The sequence below is a fragment of the Pleomorphochaeta naphthae genome (assembly GCF_055396005.1).
In genome coordinates, this window is record NZ_AP042457.1 from 1,965,449 (window position 1) to 1,984,182 (window position 18,734).

21 protein-coding genes are annotated in these 18,734 nt (G+C 28.1%); 3 read left to right on the top strand and 18 right to left on the bottom strand.

All coding sequences use genetic code 11. The features are described 5' to 3' along the window. Positions 1-21: 21 nt before the first annotated feature. The 7 genes from ACZ5SO_RS08955 to ACZ5SO_RS08985 all read right to left on the bottom strand — a co-directional run bounded on the left by ACZ5SO_RS08955 (position 22) and on the right by ACZ5SO_RS08985 (position 4,289). Entirely contained in the window at positions 22-294 is a 273-nt protein-coding gene (locus ACZ5SO_RS08955; protein WP_464624100.1) for a hypothetical protein, read from the bottom strand. After that, positions 291-599: a hypothetical protein gene (locus tag ACZ5SO_RS08960; protein WP_464624101.1), complete on the bottom strand. Its 309-nt coding sequence runs from the start codon at positions 597-599 to the stop codon at positions 291-293. Before ACZ5SO_RS08960 ends, ACZ5SO_RS08955 begins: the two co-directional genes overlap by 4 nt. Further along, a complete protein-coding gene (locus ACZ5SO_RS08965) occupies positions 599-901 on the bottom strand; it encodes a hypothetical protein (RefSeq protein WP_464624102.1) in 303 nt (100 codons plus the stop codon). Before ACZ5SO_RS08965 ends, ACZ5SO_RS08960 begins: the two co-directional genes overlap by 1 nt. Next, complete coding sequence (locus tag ACZ5SO_RS08970; RefSeq protein WP_464624103.1) at positions 879-2,138, bottom strand: site-specific DNA-methyltransferase; 1,260 nt, start codon at positions 2,136-2,138, stop codon at positions 879-881. The genes ACZ5SO_RS08965 and ACZ5SO_RS08970 overlap by 23 nt, the downstream gene beginning before the upstream one ends. Next, positions 2,132-3,295, bottom strand: a complete 1,164-nt coding sequence (gene metK, locus ACZ5SO_RS08975; protein WP_464624104.1) for a methionine adenosyltransferase — start codon at positions 3,293-3,295, stop codon at positions 2,132-2,134. The genes ACZ5SO_RS08970 and metK overlap by 7 nt, the downstream gene beginning before the upstream one ends. Before the next feature lie 29 nt (positions 3,296-3,324). Then, entirely contained in the window at positions 3,325-3,861 is a 537-nt protein-coding gene (locus ACZ5SO_RS08980; RefSeq protein ID WP_464624105.1) for a P27 family phage terminase small subunit, read from the bottom strand. A gap of 122 nt (positions 3,862-3,983) precedes the next feature. Further along, the gene (locus ACZ5SO_RS08985) at positions 3,984-4,289 is read right to left on the bottom strand and encodes an HNH endonuclease (RefSeq protein WP_464624106.1); all 306 of its coding nucleotides are present in this window, start codon (positions 4,287-4,289) and stop codon (positions 3,984-3,986) included. A gap of 916 nt (positions 4,290-5,205) precedes the next feature. Here ACZ5SO_RS08985 and ACZ5SO_RS08990 point away from each other — a divergent pair. After that, complete coding sequence (locus tag ACZ5SO_RS08990) at positions 5,206-5,976, top strand: DUF3658 domain-containing protein (protein WP_464624107.1); 771 nt, start codon at positions 5,206-5,208, stop codon at positions 5,974-5,976. 591 nt (positions 5,977-6,567) lie between these two features. On the opposite strand, the gene ACZ5SO_RS08995 is transcribed toward ACZ5SO_RS08990, so the two are convergent. From ACZ5SO_RS08995 to lnt, 4 genes are read right to left on the bottom strand one after another with little or no spacing between them, the layout of a single operon-like run. Further along, positions 6,568-8,406, bottom strand: a complete 1,839-nt coding sequence (locus ACZ5SO_RS08995) for a heavy metal translocating P-type ATPase (RefSeq protein ID WP_464624108.1) — start codon at positions 8,404-8,406, stop codon at positions 6,568-6,570. Between the two features lie 3 nt (positions 8,407-8,409). Continuing rightward, positions 8,410-8,631: a cation transporter gene (locus ACZ5SO_RS09000; RefSeq protein WP_464624109.1), complete on the bottom strand. Its 222-nt coding sequence runs from the start codon at positions 8,629-8,631 to the stop codon at positions 8,410-8,412. A 12-nt stretch (positions 8,632-8,643) separates the two neighbouring features. Further along, positions 8,644-9,000, bottom strand: a complete 357-nt coding sequence (locus ACZ5SO_RS09005; RefSeq protein ID WP_464624110.1) for an ArsR/SmtB family transcription factor — start codon at positions 8,998-9,000, stop codon at positions 8,644-8,646. A 54-nt stretch (positions 9,001-9,054) separates the two neighbouring features. Further along, positions 9,055-10,671 (bottom strand): apolipoprotein N-acyltransferase, encoded by a 1,617-nt coding sequence (gene lnt / locus ACZ5SO_RS09010; RefSeq protein ID WP_464624111.1) that lies wholly within the window; start codon positions 10,669-10,671, stop codon positions 9,055-9,057. 678 nt (positions 10,672-11,349) lie between these two features. Here lnt and ACZ5SO_RS09015 point away from each other — a divergent pair. Then, positions 11,350-12,330 carry a lamin tail domain-containing protein gene (locus tag ACZ5SO_RS09015; protein ID WP_464624112.1) on the top strand — a complete coding sequence of 327 codons (981 nt, stop codon included), beginning with the start codon at positions 11,350-11,352 and terminating at the stop codon, positions 12,328-12,330. A 114-nt stretch (positions 12,331-12,444) separates the two neighbouring features. Here the strand turns inward: ACZ5SO_RS09015 and ACZ5SO_RS09020 are convergent, their stop codons facing one another. The 6 genes from ACZ5SO_RS09020 to ACZ5SO_RS09045 form a co-directional block, all read right to left on the bottom strand. Beyond that, positions 12,445-13,266 carry a tetratricopeptide repeat protein gene (locus tag ACZ5SO_RS09020; RefSeq protein ID WP_464624113.1) on the bottom strand — a complete coding sequence of 274 codons (822 nt, stop codon included), beginning with the start codon at positions 13,264-13,266 and terminating at the stop codon, positions 12,445-12,447. A gap of 72 nt (positions 13,267-13,338) precedes the next feature. After that, the gene (locus tag ACZ5SO_RS09025; RefSeq protein WP_464624114.1) at positions 13,339-13,740 is read right to left on the bottom strand and encodes a DUF1492 domain-containing protein; all 402 of its coding nucleotides are present in this window, start codon (positions 13,738-13,740) and stop codon (positions 13,339-13,341) included. Further along, on the bottom strand, positions 13,730-13,951 hold the full coding sequence (locus tag ACZ5SO_RS09030) for a hypothetical protein (RefSeq protein WP_464624115.1): 222 nt from the start codon (positions 13,949-13,951) through the stop codon (positions 13,730-13,732). The genes ACZ5SO_RS09025 and ACZ5SO_RS09030 overlap by 11 nt, the downstream gene beginning before the upstream one ends. Beyond that, positions 13,938-15,314 (bottom strand): SNF2-related protein, encoded by a 1,377-nt coding sequence (locus ACZ5SO_RS09035; protein ID WP_464624116.1) that lies wholly within the window; start codon positions 15,312-15,314, stop codon positions 13,938-13,940. Before ACZ5SO_RS09035 ends, ACZ5SO_RS09030 begins: the two co-directional genes overlap by 14 nt. Further along, positions 15,295-15,576: a PDDEXK family nuclease gene (locus ACZ5SO_RS09040; protein WP_464624117.1), complete on the bottom strand. Its 282-nt coding sequence runs from the start codon at positions 15,574-15,576 to the stop codon at positions 15,295-15,297. Before ACZ5SO_RS09040 ends, ACZ5SO_RS09035 begins: the two co-directional genes overlap by 20 nt. Then, on the bottom strand, positions 15,570-17,915 hold the full coding sequence (locus ACZ5SO_RS09045; RefSeq protein WP_464624118.1) for a virulence-associated E family protein: 2,346 nt from the start codon (positions 17,913-17,915) through the stop codon (positions 15,570-15,572). Before ACZ5SO_RS09045 ends, ACZ5SO_RS09040 begins: the two co-directional genes overlap by 7 nt. Positions 17,916-18,064: 149 nt before the next feature. Between ACZ5SO_RS09045 and ACZ5SO_RS09050 the strand changes: the two genes are divergently transcribed. Next, positions 18,065-18,181 (top strand): DUF2188 domain-containing protein, encoded by a 117-nt coding sequence (locus tag ACZ5SO_RS09050; RefSeq protein ID WP_464627845.1) that lies wholly within the window; start codon positions 18,065-18,067, stop codon positions 18,179-18,181. A 204-nt stretch (positions 18,182-18,385) separates the two neighbouring features. On the opposite strand, the gene ACZ5SO_RS09055 is transcribed toward ACZ5SO_RS09050, so the two are convergent. Beyond that, positions 18,386-18,685 (bottom strand): hypothetical protein, encoded by a 300-nt coding sequence (locus tag ACZ5SO_RS09055; protein ID WP_464624119.1) that lies wholly within the window; start codon positions 18,683-18,685, stop codon positions 18,386-18,388. Positions 18,686-18,734 lie beyond the last annotated feature (49 nt).

Genomic DNA, 18,734 nt, shown 5'->3' on the forward strand with positions numbered 1-18,734 from the left:
TCAAAAGGCTCTTCAATAGTATCAGTTGTCGTGCAGCTTATTAAGCCTATTAAGACGAGAAGAAAAATCCCCAGATTTAGCAGCTTTTTTCTTTTTAGGTTTTTCATCTATTTCTACCTTTTTTATTTTATCCTGAACATCCCTTATTATTTCAAACTCTTTTTTAGCACTCTTTACTTGTTTTTTGTTATTATCTATTTCTTTCTTTTGATCTTTTATTTTATTTGATTGATACTTTGTAATTCCGAGTAAGCTTAATATAATTGTTACAATAATTGTAATGAAAGTATTCATTTGATTTTCCTTTCAATTAAATCTTTTAACAAAGGTTTCCATATTTTCATACAAGATGGAAGTTGTAATAAATAAATTAAAGCTGAGTATAAAATAATTATATAAGGAGTATTGTTAATCTCTTCAAAAATATCATTAATAGAGATTATCTTATAAACAAAAATACTAAATATGATTGATAAAACTAAAGCCAACAACCTTATTTCTAACACACCTGATTTATTTTTTCTGATTACTTTTTTATAAAGTTCCATCATAAGTCCTATAAAACCTGCATAGACTAAAATTATTATTACTAGATACATTAATTCTCTCCATTATGTTTAAAAAGAGATAAAAAATATTCATCCATCTTCTCTTCTTGATTCTCTGATTCACCATTGATTTCATGATTTCTAAGAGCCTTAAAAATAACCTTATCATTTTCTAACGTCATAACTAGACCTTCCTGAACGAAGGAAAGTTTTTCTTTAATTGTTTTAATATCATCACTATTAGTATCTTTCGAATCTCTTTTTTTAGATGACCTATTTAAGAACCATATTATTAATCCACCTGATCCAAATATTGATATGATAAGAGTATTAATTACATTCCAACTGTTCATCATTATTTCCTTCTTCTATCAATTCATCATATGAATATAAAAGACCATCTCTCTCAATTGTTACTTTGGAAGTTGAACCTACCAATTCAATGTATCTTTTTATAATTACATCACAATATTTTTCATCAATTTCACAAGTATAACAAACTCTATCAGTTTGTTCACAAGCTATAAGAGTACTACCGCTGCCACCAAAGGGGTCTAATACTAAAGTTCCACTCATAGAAGAATTCATAATAGGATATGCTATTAATTGAATAGGTTTCATTGTCGGATGATCAGCATTCTTTTTAGGTTTATCAAACTCCCAAATAGTAGATTCTTTTCTTCCTGTAAACCAATTATGCTTGCCTTTCTTTTTCCAACCATATAAAACGGGCTCATGTTGCCATTGATAAGGGGATCGACCAAGTACAAGTGATTGTTTCTTCCAAATACAAGTCCCTGATAAATAAAAACCAGCATTGTTAAAAGCCTTTCTAAAATTAAGACCTTCAGTATCAGCATGGAATACATAAATGGATGCATCTATTGCCATGCATTTTTCTATATTTTCAAAGGCAGCTAACAGGAAAGCATAGAAAGAATTATTATCCATATTATCATTCTGAATCTTTCCTGCGCCACTTTCATAATTTACATTATATGGAGGGTCTGTTACTACCAAATTTGCTTTTTTATCACACATCAAATGATTATAGGTTTCTTCTTTTGTGCTATCCCCACAAATAAGCCTATGATTGCCTAAAGTCCAAACATCACCTTTTTTAGTAATAGGAGGATTTTTCAATTCATCATCTACATCAAAATCATCATCCTCTAATCCATCTTTTAAACTATCCTTAAATAAATCATCAATCTCTTCGGTATCAAAACCTGTGAGAGATACATCAAAATCAACGCCTTCTAAATCTGTAATTAATAATGCTAATTTTTCTTTATCCCAATCACCTGATATTTTATTTAATGCTATATTCAAAGCTTTTTCTTTCTCAATTGTCAAATCTACAATTACACAATCAAGTTCTTTTAACCCACAATCTTTTAAAACTTTTAATCTTTGATGTCCACCTACGATTTGTGATGTTTTTTTATTAAAAATAACTGGCTCAACATAACCAAATTGAGTTATTGATCTCTTCAATTTTTCATATTCTGCATCACTAGGTTTTAAATCTTTTCTAGGGTTATAATCAGCAGGAATTAATTCATTTATTTTCTTTTTTTCAATTAACATCTTTTTTCAAACAACTCCATTAATTCTTCAGTTTTATCAAAATGCTCCCAAGTATTATTCTCTATATTATTAAAATGACCATAAGTCGAAGTTTTAGAATATTTAACATTCAAAAGCGCTAAATCATTAATGATTGCTGAAGGCCTTAAATCAAAAGTATTTAATACTAAATCTTCTAATTTTGATTCACCAATACTAGAAGTTCCAAATGTTTTTATTTCCAAAGCTACTGGGTGAGCTTTACCAATTGCATAAGAAATAGAAGTTTGACATTTACTTGCAAATCCACATTTCACAATATTCTTTGAAATAGCCCTTGCCATATATGCTGCAGACCTATCAACTTTAGTAGCATCTTTTCCTGAAAAAGCACCTCCACCATGAGCTGCTAATCCGCCATAAGTATCTACAATTATTTTTCTACCTGTCAGTCCTGTATCTGCAGCAGGACCTCCCAGAACAAATTTGCCTGAAGGATTTATTAAAATATTTGTTTTAATATCAATTGGAAAATCTTCAAAAACTGGATTTATAACTTTTTCAATTATTTCTTTTTTCAATTCACTAACATATATCTCTTCAATGTGTTGAACTGATACTACTATTGTAGAAACCCTTATAGGAATATCCCCATCATACTCAATACTTACTTGAGCTTTTCCATCAGGACCAATTCCAAAAATTGATAAATCCTTCATACATAAATCTAATTTTTTACAAATTGCGTGTGCTTTAACTAAGGGTAAAGGTAAAAATTCTTTTGTTTCATTTGTAGCATAGCCAAATACGGTTCCTTGATCCCCAGCTCCAAGCTCTAATTGTTTGTCTGATTCTTTATTTCTTACCTCAAGTGCTAAATCAACCCCACCTGCAATATCCGAACTTTGGGTATGCACATAAACTGATATTTTATAATCATTGGGATTATAGCCAACATTTAATAAAACTTCTTTTACAGTTTGTTTTATATTAATTCTTTCTTTGCAGGTTATCTCCCCTGCCACAATTATGTGATTCGCAGTTGCTAGAACTTCACAAGCAACTCTAGAATTTTTATCTTTTTCTAAACAAGCATCTAGAATTGTATCGGATATTAAATCACATAATTTATCAGGATGCCCTTTGCAAACTGATTCAGATGTCACTAGTTTTTTCATCTTTGAAAAGTTCCTTTTGTTTGATTTTTTTATTTTTTCTTTGAATTAAGAAGTCTCTCCATCAAATCATCTTGAGGGCTAGCTCCCTTAAAATCAGATGAGCTATTTTCTTTTACAAGCTGGAATATCTGGAACCAACATTGGTTAACTTGCTTCATATATTCACGACTCATTGAAACATAGGGAGAAGCAATAGCCGCACCAGTTGTTGGGTGCTTTGCAAGAAAACCAAAATCACTAATTGCTGTCTCGCACTGGATCCATCTTGCAACACTCATTGCATACTGCTCTATTAACTGAGGGTTAACTATTTCTTGACAACGTCTCACTTTAAGATAATTCCAAGTGTCTTTATAAACATCTTTTGCACATAACTCTAGACCACTTTTTTGTGAAGCCATCATATATTCTTTTACGGGAGGCATTTCTATTCCACTCAAGTTTGGAGTATCAGGTAGATCACATACAACAGCAGATTTTCCTTCTGCTAATTTTGTAGCTAGAGCTTTAGGTTTTCTACCAGCACCAACTCTAGCTCCACCTCGATTTGTGCCATCCTTAGCCATCTATTATCACCTCAATCTAGGGTTTAATACCCCCTTTGAATTCCATTTTTTCTGCATGAATGCCCCTGTTTGTTATAACTCCTTATCCTACAGAGATTTATACACCCCTAGGTTATGACATATCAATGTATTTTTTTACTTTTAAATGTATGAAGTCTTGAATGACAAGACTTGCAAAGAGCCATTAAGTTATCCCAATCACTGCTACCACCCTCAGCTAAAGGGATAATATGATGAACTTCTTGTGTTGGAGTATTGATCCCACGCTTTTTACACATCTCACAAACTGGATGTTCTCTCACATAAGCATCTCGTATCCTCTTCCAATGAGGACCATATCTTTTTTTTGTTTCAGGGTTGCGTTTATATTTTTCATAATGCTGTCTTGTTAGCTTCTCATGCTCCTCGCAGTACCTTCCATAAGTCAATTTTGGACATCCTGGATATGCACAAGGCTTTTTAGGTTTTTTAGGCATTTCATTTTCCCATAAAAAAAGAACCCAAATTTCTTTGAGTCCTCTCGATATATTTTTCTAATTTTAGAGTAACTAAAAAATACTACTGTAATCAACTGTTATTTACTGTAATTTTTTATTTTTACCCCTCACCCTCAATTACTGAAAATTTGTTTATACCACTCACCCCTTTATTTCTTTTTTGGCCAAGTGGGCACGGACACTTATTATTCCTACTCTTTATATATAATAGGGGTATATATACACATATAGTACTATTACCACTATTATATATATATATACTTATTTATATTAATTATTGTCCTATTGTACCATTAAGTGTTTAAGTAGCTGTTTGATAAGGAATTATTTCAATGACAAGGTGAAGGGATAAGAAAAAATGAATTGTCCTATTTTTCTTGTCGTCCACCAAATCAAAAAAACAAAAATTTATGACTATCCAACTCTTTTACTTTTTGGACAGCTTTTTTTCATTAAAATAATTTATGAAAGGCTAAAAAACATCTATATAAAAATTGGGAATTGTCTTGAGTTTTGTTTAATTTATATCTTTCCAAATAGGAAATTAAATAAAAAACTTTTCAAGAATTGAACGTATAAAACATTGATTTACTAACACGTTTTAACCAATTATTCATTATTCAGTTTTTGTTCATTCTACAAAATTTTGGAAAAAATAAACTGTGTACCTGAAATATTTATTAAAATCAATTAAATTAGGCTGAAAGATTCAAATAGAGCGACTTATTTTATTAAGGGTGTATATTTAATTTGGATAACTATCAAAATATTTATTACAAAGCCATAATAAAAAATGAATTTCCAAATATCATTGACTCAAAAGATCTTTCTATAGTATTCTTGCACAATGAAAAAAATACATCTTATTGCTGGATATAATTCATTTGGCGCACTATGTTATGTTTATGAAAATAATAGAGAAAACCATCAAATATTTGGATTACGGGATTATTTATGTATTGGCCCTTTATATGACATTAATAATGTTCAATCAATTTACAATAGAAAAAAATATTTCAAATCATTTTGTTCTTTAATCAATGATAAAGAAAGTGAACAATATATTGATGAAGAGATAAATTATGATAAAATCAAAGAATTAAAGACTACAGAAAATCCCATTTATTATTACTGCACAAATAGTTCAAATGAACAAATATATTTAAGATTTTTATGCTATTTTTTAGAAAATACAAATATTTATATTATTAATCCTAATAAAATAGATAAATATAAAAATATAAAAGCAACTGCAGAAATTGAACTTGAAGATTATCCTTTACTATTAAATTATGCTAAAAAATTGACGCGTGAAGAAAAAAATAAGCTAAAAGATGAATATTTAGAATTACAAAATACAACCAATTGTTTTAGATTATTTAAAAATAATAAAATCTTAGTAAAAGAAGAATCCTTTTTAGATGATTTAATATTAGAGCAACTTACAAGTAATTTTACAAAATTTCAAATAATACTTTGTAACGTGTTTCGAAATATTTCTTTTGATATAAGTGACTCATTCCTTTCCTATAGAATTATGAATTTAATAAAATCAAAAAAAATTATTGCTAATAATGTTCATCTATCAATTAATGATATTATGATAAAAAAAGGTTAAAGTTCAAATAATGTTTTAATTATTTGATCAAATAACTAAAGAGAAATAAATATTTCCCATATATCGATATTGTACTCCTTTTTAAGAAAGATACATTAAAATGATTTTACCTATATTTGAAATAATTTATAAAACAGATTAGTTATTATTTAATTTATGTTTCTCATTCCATTATTAATCAAGTTTATTAAATAATAGAAAAACCAACAGAGAATATAAAATATATACAACAAGTAACACACTTAAAACAAATATTTTTTATTCAAAACTACAGTCTCTATCTTTTAAAGAAACCTACATAAAATTCATAATAGGACTTCTTCCTTTTTAAATTTACATACATCTCTTTCATCGTAAAATATGTATTGGCACTATACTAATGCAAAATAAATAATCCTAAATGATTTCAACAAAATTTATAAAAGTTTTTATTAAATGCTTAAAAAATAAAATATATAGCAAGGAGATGAAAATTCACGACTAATCTATAAAGTACTTTAGAATCATTAAATATTTCTAAAATTTTATACTCAACAAAAAAATTATATAAAGCTGAGTATAAAATTTATTTAGATCAAAAGATTAATACCATCATTTAATTTTTAGAGCTCGCAAAGCATTAATTATAGCAATAATCGAAACACCTACATCGGCAAAAATTGCAAGCCACATATTAACAATACCTAAAGCACTTAAAAATAGAACTATAAATTTAACAAGTAATGCAAATGTTATATTTTGTTTTACAATTTTAATAGTTTTCCTTGATATTTTAATTGCAGTAGCAATTTTTGATGGTTCATCATTCATTATAACAATATCTGCAGCTTCAATTGCAGCATCTGAACCTATTGCTCCCATAGCAATCCCAATATCTGCCAAAGCAAGTACTGGTGCATCGTTAATTCCATCTCCAACAAATGCTAATTTTTTCCCTTTTGGAATATTTTTTAAAAAATCTTCTTCTATCTCTACTTTATCTGTAGGTAGTAGTTGGGTAAAGGCTTCATCAATATTTAAATCCTTTGCAACTTTTTTACCAATAGAATCTGAATCTCCTGTAAGCATAATTGTTTTCTTTATGCCCTCTTTTTTTAAATTAATGATTGCATCTTTTGCATCTGATTTTATCTCATCTGATATTATAAGATAACCTTGATATTCTTTATCAATTGCAATATATACAATAGTTCCAATTTTATTTAATTCAACAAAGTTTGGAATTATTTTTTTCATCAACTTTGAATTACCGATATAAATTTCTTTATTATCGATATTTGAAATTATTCCATGACCAGGAATCTCTTCAACCGTTTTTATTCTTGTATTATCTATATCTTTTGAATAAGCTTTTAGAATCGATTGAGCAATAGGATGAGAAGAATTACTTTCGCTATAAGCTGCATACTCTAATAATTGTTCTTTATCAATATTTTTAGAATTAATTTCTTGAACATTAAATACACCTTTTGTTAATGTGCCAGTCTTATCAAAAATTACAACTTCAGTTTTTGATAGAGCTTCAAGATAATTACTTCCTTTTACAAGGATTTTTTCTCTTGAAGCGCCTCCGATTCCACCAAAGAAGGAAAGAGGGATAGAAATAACTAATGCACATGGACAAGATACAACTAAGAAAGTTAATGCTCTATATAACCATAGATTAAAAGATCCAAGATTTAATATAAATGGTGGGATTGTTGCTAGAAGAATAGCAGCAAGAACTACAAAAGGAGTATAAATTGCTGCGAATTTAGTAATAAAATTTTCACTTTTTGATTTTCTGCTACTTGCATTTTCTACTATATCTAAAATTTTGCTAACTGTTGATTCTTCAAAAGGTTTTAATACTTTAATTGTAATTAATCCATTTTGATTTATACTTCCACTTAATATTTCATCATTAACTCTTATATTTTTAGGCACAGATTCACCTGTTAAAGCTGAGGTATCAATAAGAGAAGTTCCCTCAACTACTATTCCATCTAAAGGCACTTTTTCTCCTGCTTTAATAACAATTAAATCACCAACTTTTACATCAAATGGATTTACCTTTGTAATTTCATTTCCAATTTTTAAATTAGCATAATCAGGTCTAATATCCATTAAGTTAGAAATAGTAGTCCTAGATTTATTTATAGCATAATTTTGAAATAATTCTCCTAATTGATAAAATAACATTACAGCTACAGCTTCAGGATATTCTTTTAGAAAGAAAGCTCCAAAGGTAGCAAAAGTCATTAAAAAATTCTCATCGAAGATTCTACCTCGAAAAATATTTCTTATAGCTTTTATTACAATATCATAGCCTACAATTAAATAACTAATAATAAATAGATAATTACTAAAAGTAATTCCATATATTTTTAATAAAAATGCAATTATAAATAATAAAAGTCCAATAATAAATCTAATAATATTTTTTTTCATATTTTAAACTCTTTGCACTATTACATCAGGTTCAATTTTTTTGATTATTGAAATAATTTCATTATTCGTTTCTTCAAAAAAATCATCTGTTATTTCTAGATTTAATTTTGTAGTCATAAAATTTAAACTAGCACTTTCAACATGCGATAATTTATTAATTTTTTTTTCAATTTTTGCAGCACAATTTGCGCAATCCAATCCAATTAATTTGTATAAAAGTTTCATTTTTTTTCCTATTTATTGGTGTACATGCATTATTCCAGCGTCTACCATGTCTTTAACATGTTTATCAGCTAGAGAGTAATACACACTTTTACCCTTTTTTTTATATTTTACTAAATTAGCTTCCCTTAAGGAGCTAAGCTGATGTGATACTGCTGACTTACTCATACATAAAATATTCGCAATATCACAAACACACATTTCATGTATACTCAATGCCCAAAGTATTCTAATTCTTGTTCTATCTCCAATTAACTTAAAATAAATTGTAGCATTATCAAAAATAATATCATTAAGCATTTTCATTTTTACTATTTCTATTACATCTTCATGTATAGAATTACAATCACAATTAAATTTATTTACACTCATCTTTTTAACCAACAGTTGAATATCTATTCAATTTAATAATAATTGAATAGATATTCAATTGTCAAGAGTTTTTTTTAACTTTCTTATTTTAATTATTCCCCAAATGATAAAAAGGGTAAAAGAAAGATAAACAAACCAGTTTCCGTATTTTGTGTAAAAAGTTAATCCAAAATCTTTTTCTTCAAAGATAGGAACATCATAAATCATATATGACTCAGTAAAAGGAGGAAGCGGTTTTAAAACTTCTCCAGTAGGTAATATTAAACAGGTAATTCCACTGTTAGTTGAGCGAACTGTACTTCTTCCATTTTCAATTGATCTAAAAATTCCAAGATTTAAATGTTGCACTTCTGCACTCACAGCTCCAGACCAACTGTCATTTGTTAAATTTAATAATAAAGATGAACCTTGTTTTACAAATTCTCTACTTATATCTTCAAAAACATCTTCAAAGCAGATAGATGTAGAAAAATATAAATCATTGAATATAAATATTTTTGATTTATCCCCTGGAAGCCACCATTTGAAATCATTTGCTTTTAAAAAATTATAAATTTTTGGAAATTGTTTTTCATAGGGAAAGTATTCAGTAAATGGAACTAAATGTTGTTTTCTATAAGTATCAACAATTTTATCATTGTTAAATAGAATTATAGAATTATAATCATCTCTATTCCAAGATCCATCATCATTAAATGGTTCATCATAATTTTCTTTCAAAACACCTTCTGGATTTCCTGTTATAAGAGGAACATCTAAAGATTTGCCAAATTCGACAAAATCATCAACCAATTTACTAATTGCTAAATTGTTTGGATATTTAGTATGCCAACTTACTGATGGAACAAACGCTGTTTCACTCCAAAGAATCATATCAGGATTATATTCCATTGCTTCCATTGTCATTTTTTTAAGCGTTTCAAAATTTTTTTTGTATTGCTGATATCCACCTTTCCAAGTATCATTATTATGTTGTAATGCTGCAATTTTTTTATAATACGATGGAGTAATATTTTTGTAATAATTTATTCTATAATAACCAAATATATTTATAGATATAAGAATAATAAAGTATAAGATTATAAATTTTTTCTTAATATCAAGAAATTTAAAGAAACTATTTTTTTTACTATATCTTACAATATAATCTGCAATAAAGATTTGAGGAATTATAAAGAAAAAAGATAAAAACCATTGTCCTGTGATGGATGTAATTTGAACAATAGGTAAATAGGATGCAAAAGCTGACGATAAATTTCCATATGGATATCCTAAAAATCCTTGTTGAATAATATAGGTATAAAGAGTGTAAGATATTGCTTGAATTAAAACAGTATGTTTTTTTTCAACTGTATATATCAATTTAAAAATTGGCACAAAAAACATCAATTGAATCGCTCTAATTGATGGGCCTATAAATATTGCCAAATTGTGAAAAGTTGAAAGCCAATAATTAAATATTGCTAAAAATATAAACCCAAATAAAAATCCAACTAGAAATGAAAATTTTAAGCTTGTTTTATATATTGCAATCAATAGTGGTATTAAAGCAATAAAAGCTAAAAATGGATATCCTTTATCACTTATAAAAGAGGGAAAGGCCATTGAATAAAAGAATGCAGAAATAATTGTCAAAGTAATATCTATCAAAATAGACTTAACTTTTTGCATATACAACCTCCTAATAAAAATATTTTATTTGTAAATAGAATTTTTGCCTTCAGATATAATGATTATGACTAAAGATGCTTAATGTAAATAGTTTATATGTGTATTTATATGAATAAAAATTCATATAAATACACTTTATGCATGAATTAAACCCGTTAAAAATATGATGTGTAAAAATTCTTAACTCAATCGAGTAGAAAATGACCCACAAAACCTACTACTTCAGTTAATAATATATTTTGATAAAAATGTAATTATCCAACTCTTTTATTTTTTGGACAGCTTTTTTTATTATAAATAATTTAATTTATTTCTTTCCAACTCAGATATTTTAGGAATCTTATTTCAAAAATTATCGCACAAACAGTGAGGCTTTTTATTTGCCCATTCCAATCTATTGCCAATTGTATAAAACTTTCATATTTTATAATATAATAGATAGGCAACTAAACTTTTGAGGTAATATTATGAAACATCTAAAAGCTACAATATTAATTGTGCTATCTTTATTATTTGTATCTTGCCCTATAACTAATGCAATACCAAATAATATACAACCTACAGAATCAATCAAATTAGCAAGCTAGAATATTAGGATTTTATCTAATGATAGCCGTGATGATTTAGAGCTACAAAAAATTGCGAATATAATAGATAGATAGATATGATATAGTTGCAGTGCAAGAAGTAAGAGATGTTGAAGTAATAAATAGATTACTCAACATATTACCTGATGAATGGAATGCTATAATTTCAAACAAAACAGGTAGAGGTGTAAAAGAACAATACACTTACTTTTTTGATTCAACTATCATTCAACCTCTAGGAATATCTTATCTATTTAATGATCCAGATGATTTACTAATTAGAGAGCCCTTTATTGCTCATTTCAAAGCATCAGATTTTGATTTTACATTAGCAACTATTCACTCTATTTATGGGGATAGTATAACTGACAGAAGAGCAGAAATAATGAAGATGGATGATATAATTGCTTTAGTAGATGCAGCAAATGGTGGTGAGTCTGATATTATATTACTAGGGGACTTTAACATGCCAGCAGATGATTATAGCTGGGATATGGGAACCTACCACAATCTAATACAACCTACATTAAAAACAACAATAACTGATACTAGTAGCTACGATAATTTTTGGATTAACTCTGGTACTTGGAGCAGAGAGTATAATTCTTTTTATGAAATGTACAAATTTGATGAATTGTTATTTTCTAATGATGATGAGCAAGCAAGCCTAGAAGTGTCAGACCATAGGCCTATATCAGCTAAATTTATCACAAACCTAGGCGATGATGATTTATCTGGTAACTGGATTAAAACCACAGGATTTACTGCAACAGGAGGTTCATCAGGCTATCCTACAACAGGTGATATTAGAATATATAGTGTTGTAAAAAACCCAACTGAAAATGAGTCAGTAACACTCAAGAATTATGATTCAGTTGATATTGATATAAGTGATTGGACTTTAGGTAATAAAAACAACCCAACATCACATAATTTTAGCAATGGTACAATTATCAAAGCCGGAGAAACTTTATTTCTAAATCATTCAACTCTAGGCTTTGGAATTAACGACACTGGAGAGATATTATATTTAAAAGATGGCTCCGGAGCTGATGTTGATATTTGGCCATAAGAAAAACATAGAATCAAAAAAGATTTCTACCGTTTAATTTTCCTTAATAAATATGTTAAATAAAAAAATTATAGCCCTAAAATAGATAGCTATAATTTTTTTTATTTATTGTGGTTAATATTCTACTTTTTGCAATCTTCTTTCAGCCAAATCTTTATAAAATAAATCTTTATCTCCGGCTTCTTTTATAATAATATTCAACCACTTTCTAGTATTATCCCATTGCTTATCTTTCCAATAAGATTGAGCTATCTGAAACCTAAAAGCTTGTAAAGTAGATGAATTTGGAAATTCTTTTTCAAAAGAATAAAATGTTGATAAAACCAAAGGAATATATTTCTCAAAATTTTTCTCAAGGCCATAAGATGAACCATATCTTCCAGATTCTGTCCAACCCAACAATGTTTTTAATTTTGAAATATAAGCCTCTTCAGCAGCAACAGTTTTTGGGAATTTAGTTATTACAAGATCATACCAAGTAATAGAGGCATCTACGTTATCAATCCAACTAGAATCAATATGAAAAGTATCTGATTTACCATCTGACCAAAAATCTCCATTTTTTAAATATATTGCAGCTTCAGCATTATCTACTACACCTTTAGTAGTTTTTCCTACAACTTCTTTTAAAATTTCCAATTTATCTTTTACAATTTTTGAATAATTAGAATTTGGATAGTTTTTAAGTAGGGCACTCCAAGTTTCAATTGCTATTTCAATTTTATTTTCTTCAAAAGCAATATTTCCTAATTTATAATAAGCCTCAGGTTTTAAACTTTCATTAGACTCAAATATAATTTCTATATATTCTTCTTTAGCTTTTTCATTTAAGCCATATTTATAATACATATCACCTTTTTCATTACTTGAAGCAAAACAAGCAATATCCCATAATAGTAATACTAATAATAGTAGTAGTATACTTTTTTTCTTCATAAACTATTATACTCCTTTAATATTTTTTTTAAGTATACTAATTTCAATATTAGTTGTCTACTAGAATATTTATTATATTTTAACCAACCTAATAGCTTTTCTATGTAAATAATACACATGATCTTGAGATACATTAAGTCTTATTGCTATTTCTTGCCAACTCAAATATTCAAGATATCGCATCTCTAATATTGTCTCACAGGAAATATTATTAATAGCTTTAATAGCACTCTCAATTTCTTTTTTTAAACCTATAAGCTTTATTATCTCTTTATTTATATAATCTTCTAATTCCATTATCTTTAATAAAGTTTTTTCCATTCTTGATTTCTCAGTAGCACTGCAATTAGGCATATCTGAAATGGATGGAGTTACATATATTGCATGAGCCCTTAAATACTGTAATTGATTTTCTTTTGATTTAATTTGTCTCTCTAAATAAAAAGCTCTAGATAAAAATTCTTTATTTGTCATTTAGTATGTTCTCCTTTTTTAATATTCTACTTACATCGTTAATTTCACATAAAAATTTAAACCAATCACTCTCAAAAAAGGCCTCTATCTCCTTCTTTGTTTTTATTGCATCTTCATAAGTCGGATTGCTATCTAACTGCTTTAATGCCTTTTTATAATCCTCTACGGCCCTAACTGTAATACCTGCAACAAGAAGTCTATATGCTCTCATTTAGAACTCCTTTTATATCAGCTTTTACAGCATCTATTAATGCTGATTGAACCTTATCTTTACTTGACAGCGCAGTTAATATCTTCTCATCTATTGTTCCCTTGGTAACAATATGTTGAATAACTACAACATTAGATTTTTGACCTTGTCTATATAATCTTGCATTGGTTTGTTGATATAATTCTAAGCTCCAGGGAATAGAAAACCAAACTAGGTTATAACCACCAAATTGAAGGTTCAATCCATGACCTGCGGAAGCAGGATGAATTAGTCCAATTTGCAATTCACCTTTATTCCATTTTTCAATATCTTCTGCTTTATAAAGAGTGGAATATTTTAATTTAAGCCTAGATAATCTATGTATTATTCTCTCTAGATCATGTTGAAACCAATATGCTACTAAAATCGGATTCCCATTAGCTGCTTCGATAATATCTTCAAGTGCATCAAGTTTTCTATCATGAATGTTAATTATATTTTTATCATCATCATAAATAGCACCACTTGCCATTTGTGATAATTTACCACTAAGGCTTGCAGCATTAGCAGCAGTTATTTCAACATCTTTTAACTCAATCAATAACTTCTTTTTCATATCTTTATATATTTTTGATTCTTGAAAATTCAAATGTACTTGAAAGGTAGTATTAATTAAATCCGGCATTGTTAGATAATCTTCTGCTTTCATTGATATAGTAATATCATCAATTGCTTTATATATTCTTTCTTCTGAGCCTTCTCTGAGTGAATAGCTATATATTATTTGACCATTTCTCTTATCAGGAACAAAGTATTCATTCCTAAAAGCAGTTATAAACTTACCTAGTCTTTTTCCCATATCTAATAATTTGAATTGAGCCCAAAGGTCCATTAAACCATTACTAGCTGGAGTTCCAGTAAGACCAACAATCCTATCAACTTTTGGTCTTACTTTCATTAGAGACTTAAATCTTTTAGCTTGATGATTTTTAAAAGAAGATAATTCATCTATTACAACCATGTCATAATCAAACCTTCTATCATTTATTAACCATTGGACATTTTCACGATTTATAATGTATAGATCAGCTCTTTTATCTAAAGCAGCAAGTCTTTCATCCAATGTTCCAACAACAATAGAATAAGATATTTCGTTTATATGATCCCATTTTATTATTTCAGCTGGCCATGTATCTCTAGCTACTCTTAATGGAGCAATTATTAATACTTTATGAACTAAAAAATAATCAAAAAGTAAATTATCTATAGCTGTAAGAGTTATAACAGTTTTACCTAAACCCATTTCAAGTAGAACAGCTGCAATATTATTTTGCTCTATAAAATCTATAGCATAAGCTTGATATTTATGAGGTATATATTTCATTTAATATTTCCTTAATTTGTTTTTTTGAATCAAGAACATAAACCTTAAACCCTAATTTTCTTAATAATTTATGTCTTGAGATTTGAATTGGTCTTGGTTTTTCACCTGCTCTTTTAACTTCAACGAAGGCTAATTTACCCCCTGGAAGGAGTACCAATCTATCAGTAACCCCAACAAAGCCAGGGCTAGTAAACTTAAGAGCTAGACCTCTCATGCTTTTAGTTTCATTAACTAATTGTTTTTCAATATCTTTTTCTAACATTTTGAAGGTTGAAGTCTTTTATAGAATCTTTGACGACCATAGATATGAAAATTAGTTCTACCACTTTTTTCCCAGCCCTCAATCTTTTTCATAATACTCGTGATTGCATAGGAATCAGACATTCTCAAATCTGAAGGATTTTTACCTAAACATTCACTCCATATTTCAAGATTGCATACTTTATCTCGAAGAACGCCTCCCCCATTGTTAAAACCAGCTAAATAATCTCTTCTTTGTCCAATATCAAACTCATCCCATTTTTCAGGAATTGGTGTATCAAGATAAGCTCTAATTAAACCTTCTCTTTCATCAGTTTCCATAGCATCACCTTGATAAGACTGAGCAAGAGTTGCAACTTCACCTTCAAGAAATAAATTCTCACCGATAAAGTAAAAGATAAGAGCTTCTGCCCAAATTTGTGCGATAATATCATCGTTTAAATGCCAGGGTTTCTTAATGCAATCTCCTGTTACTGTTATAGGCCAAAATCTTCTATTCCCTGTGATATCTCTTAAAAAGCCATCTTGTGCATTAGTAGTTCCAACAATAATACATTGTCTAAGATGGCTTTCCACATTAACTCCATAACTTGGTCGATACTTATCATCATTACGGGAAATAAAAGATTTAACACTTTCAATATCTACTTTTCTCATACCAGCTAATTCACCGAGTTCTAGAATCCAATATCCCTGTAATTTCTCAGGTCCAGATTTATCTTTCATATCAGTTAGAGTCAAACTATCTGAAAACCACTTACCACCTAGTTTAGAAAATAGTGTCGATTTCCCAATTCCTTGAGGACCATTTAAAATTGGAACACTATCAAACTTAATCCCTGGTTCAAAAACTCTTGCAACTGCTGCTATTAAGGTTTTTCTTGCTACAGCTCTTGTATAAAGTGAATCTTCAGCCCCAAGATAATCGATAAATAAAGTTTCTATTCTCTCAATGCCATCCCACTTGGGTAAGTTAACAAAATAATTTTTAACTGGATGAAAAGCCCTTTCATCTGCTACTGCGATTAATGCATCTTTTAGTTTAATTGGTGAATAAATATTATAGACTTTTGATAGATATACTTTGAGATGAGAAAAGTGAGTGTCACTCCACCCAGGTTTTTTCTGCTCCCAGGGCACATTCCCTACGACCTCAATTGAATTACTCAAAATATTAAATTTAATATTTATTAGTTTTTTATCATTTCTCAATATTAAAACAAAATTATCTAAGGTTTCTAAAATTTTACCACTTTTATTTATTTCAAGATTTTTATACCAATCATCACTATCATCAAATTCAAGGCCCGCATCTTCTATTTTTTCTTTTGTAATTATTTTTTTAACTTTTTCATCATTAATTGCAAAGCTATTCATTTCAACAAAAGAAGGACTTTTTGTATTTAAATCATCAATAGCATTGTCTAAGTGTCCAAATTTATGAATTCTAACTAAATCAAATGCATTTAATAATTTATTACAAGCTGGATCACTTGCATGATGAGAAAAGGAGAACTTATTATCATAAATAATAACTCCTGCACTAGAATCAGCTGGAATGTAGTCATATCTTCCTTCTATTAAAGAAGACTCATAAACATCTGGTATAAACTTAGCAATTGCTTCTTCAATTCCATAGGCTCTACAGAAAGCTCCAATTATTCCATTTTTAGATAAAGGGTCTTCTTGTTTTTTATTTGATGGTTTATAAACAGAGCTTTCTCTACTAGAAGTTGGTAGAAGAGTACAATCTCTCCAATTAGGAAAAGCAGCTAAAAACAAATCAGGATTTAACCAATCTTTATCTACTTCTTTAAATATGAATTCACCATTTGATGGAGTTGTAGGCCAATACATTAATTGATGAGGTCTATAAGAGCATTCATCAAACATATCTATTCCTAACTTCCGTGTATAGTATCTAGAAATGGCTGTATACTCATCAGGAGTAACATCTCGAGTTAATGGTATAATAATTCTACATCTAGGGGATATAGGCAAATGTGAGTGAGTTGTATAAAGAGCTGCTCTATACTCACAAAGATTTTCAAAATTAGATATTAAATCAACTGATGCATTATCGGCATCAAGAGTTAACATAGATCTACTAACTATGTTTTCTCTTTTTCTTCTATTATCTTTTAATAGGCCACCAACAAATCCACCTTTATCTTTTATTCTATCTTTCTCTCTCTTAGAAATAGAAGGATACTCTTCTTGAGTTTCAGTGGTTCTAATAGTTGTTTTTAATCTTTTGCAAAGTTCTTCAAAACTAATAGTCTTATTAGACCATTTCTTTGCAAAACAACTGCTCCCATATGCAATAGGTAAATCTCGCATATTACACTCCTCGGTTAATTGATTGAGGACAAATACCGTTCCTCTATCTATAAACAAAAAAGCGTACCCCATATAATCAAACTTAACTTTTAAAAAGCAAGATATATAATTAATTAATATATAATTTTAAAAGACAATATTTTATTTAAATAGGGAGAAAAAATACCAAAAAAAACTATTCACATAGTTATACATCTTCAGAAAAATGGGCTGTAAAAAAAGGTGGTGCATCAAAAGAAACAAAACTTCATGACACTCAAAATTAGGATATCAAACAAGGAAAAAAAATAACCAAAAATAGTTATGGTAATGATCCTTGCCCACCTAAAGATAAAAAATAAATATTATTTTTATTACTTATCCGTTCTATTATTTCTAAAATAAAAGAACGGATTCATAAGTTTAATTAAATCTTAAGACTTACCGAAAGAACTTACGAAGTTAGATTTAAACTACCAAAATTAAATTTCTTAAGTATTACAAATATTATTAAATTTATTATTATAATAATTTAAATCAGATATATAATTATCGAATGAAAAATTATTATTCTTGGTTATAACATTATTTATTTTATTATCAATAAAGAGTTTTTCTTCAATTGACAAAAAAGTACGATTGTTAATTATTTCAACTATAACATTTTTTATATTATTTTGAAGATTTTCCCTAATTATTTTATTTAGTTTAAGTTCATTTAGTTTTGAATAATATAACAATTGAATACATATTTTTTCAAATGTTTCATCTGTTAAATTCTTATTAATCATATATTTAGTATTAAAATTTATTATATATTTTTCTTCAATATTTAGGAGG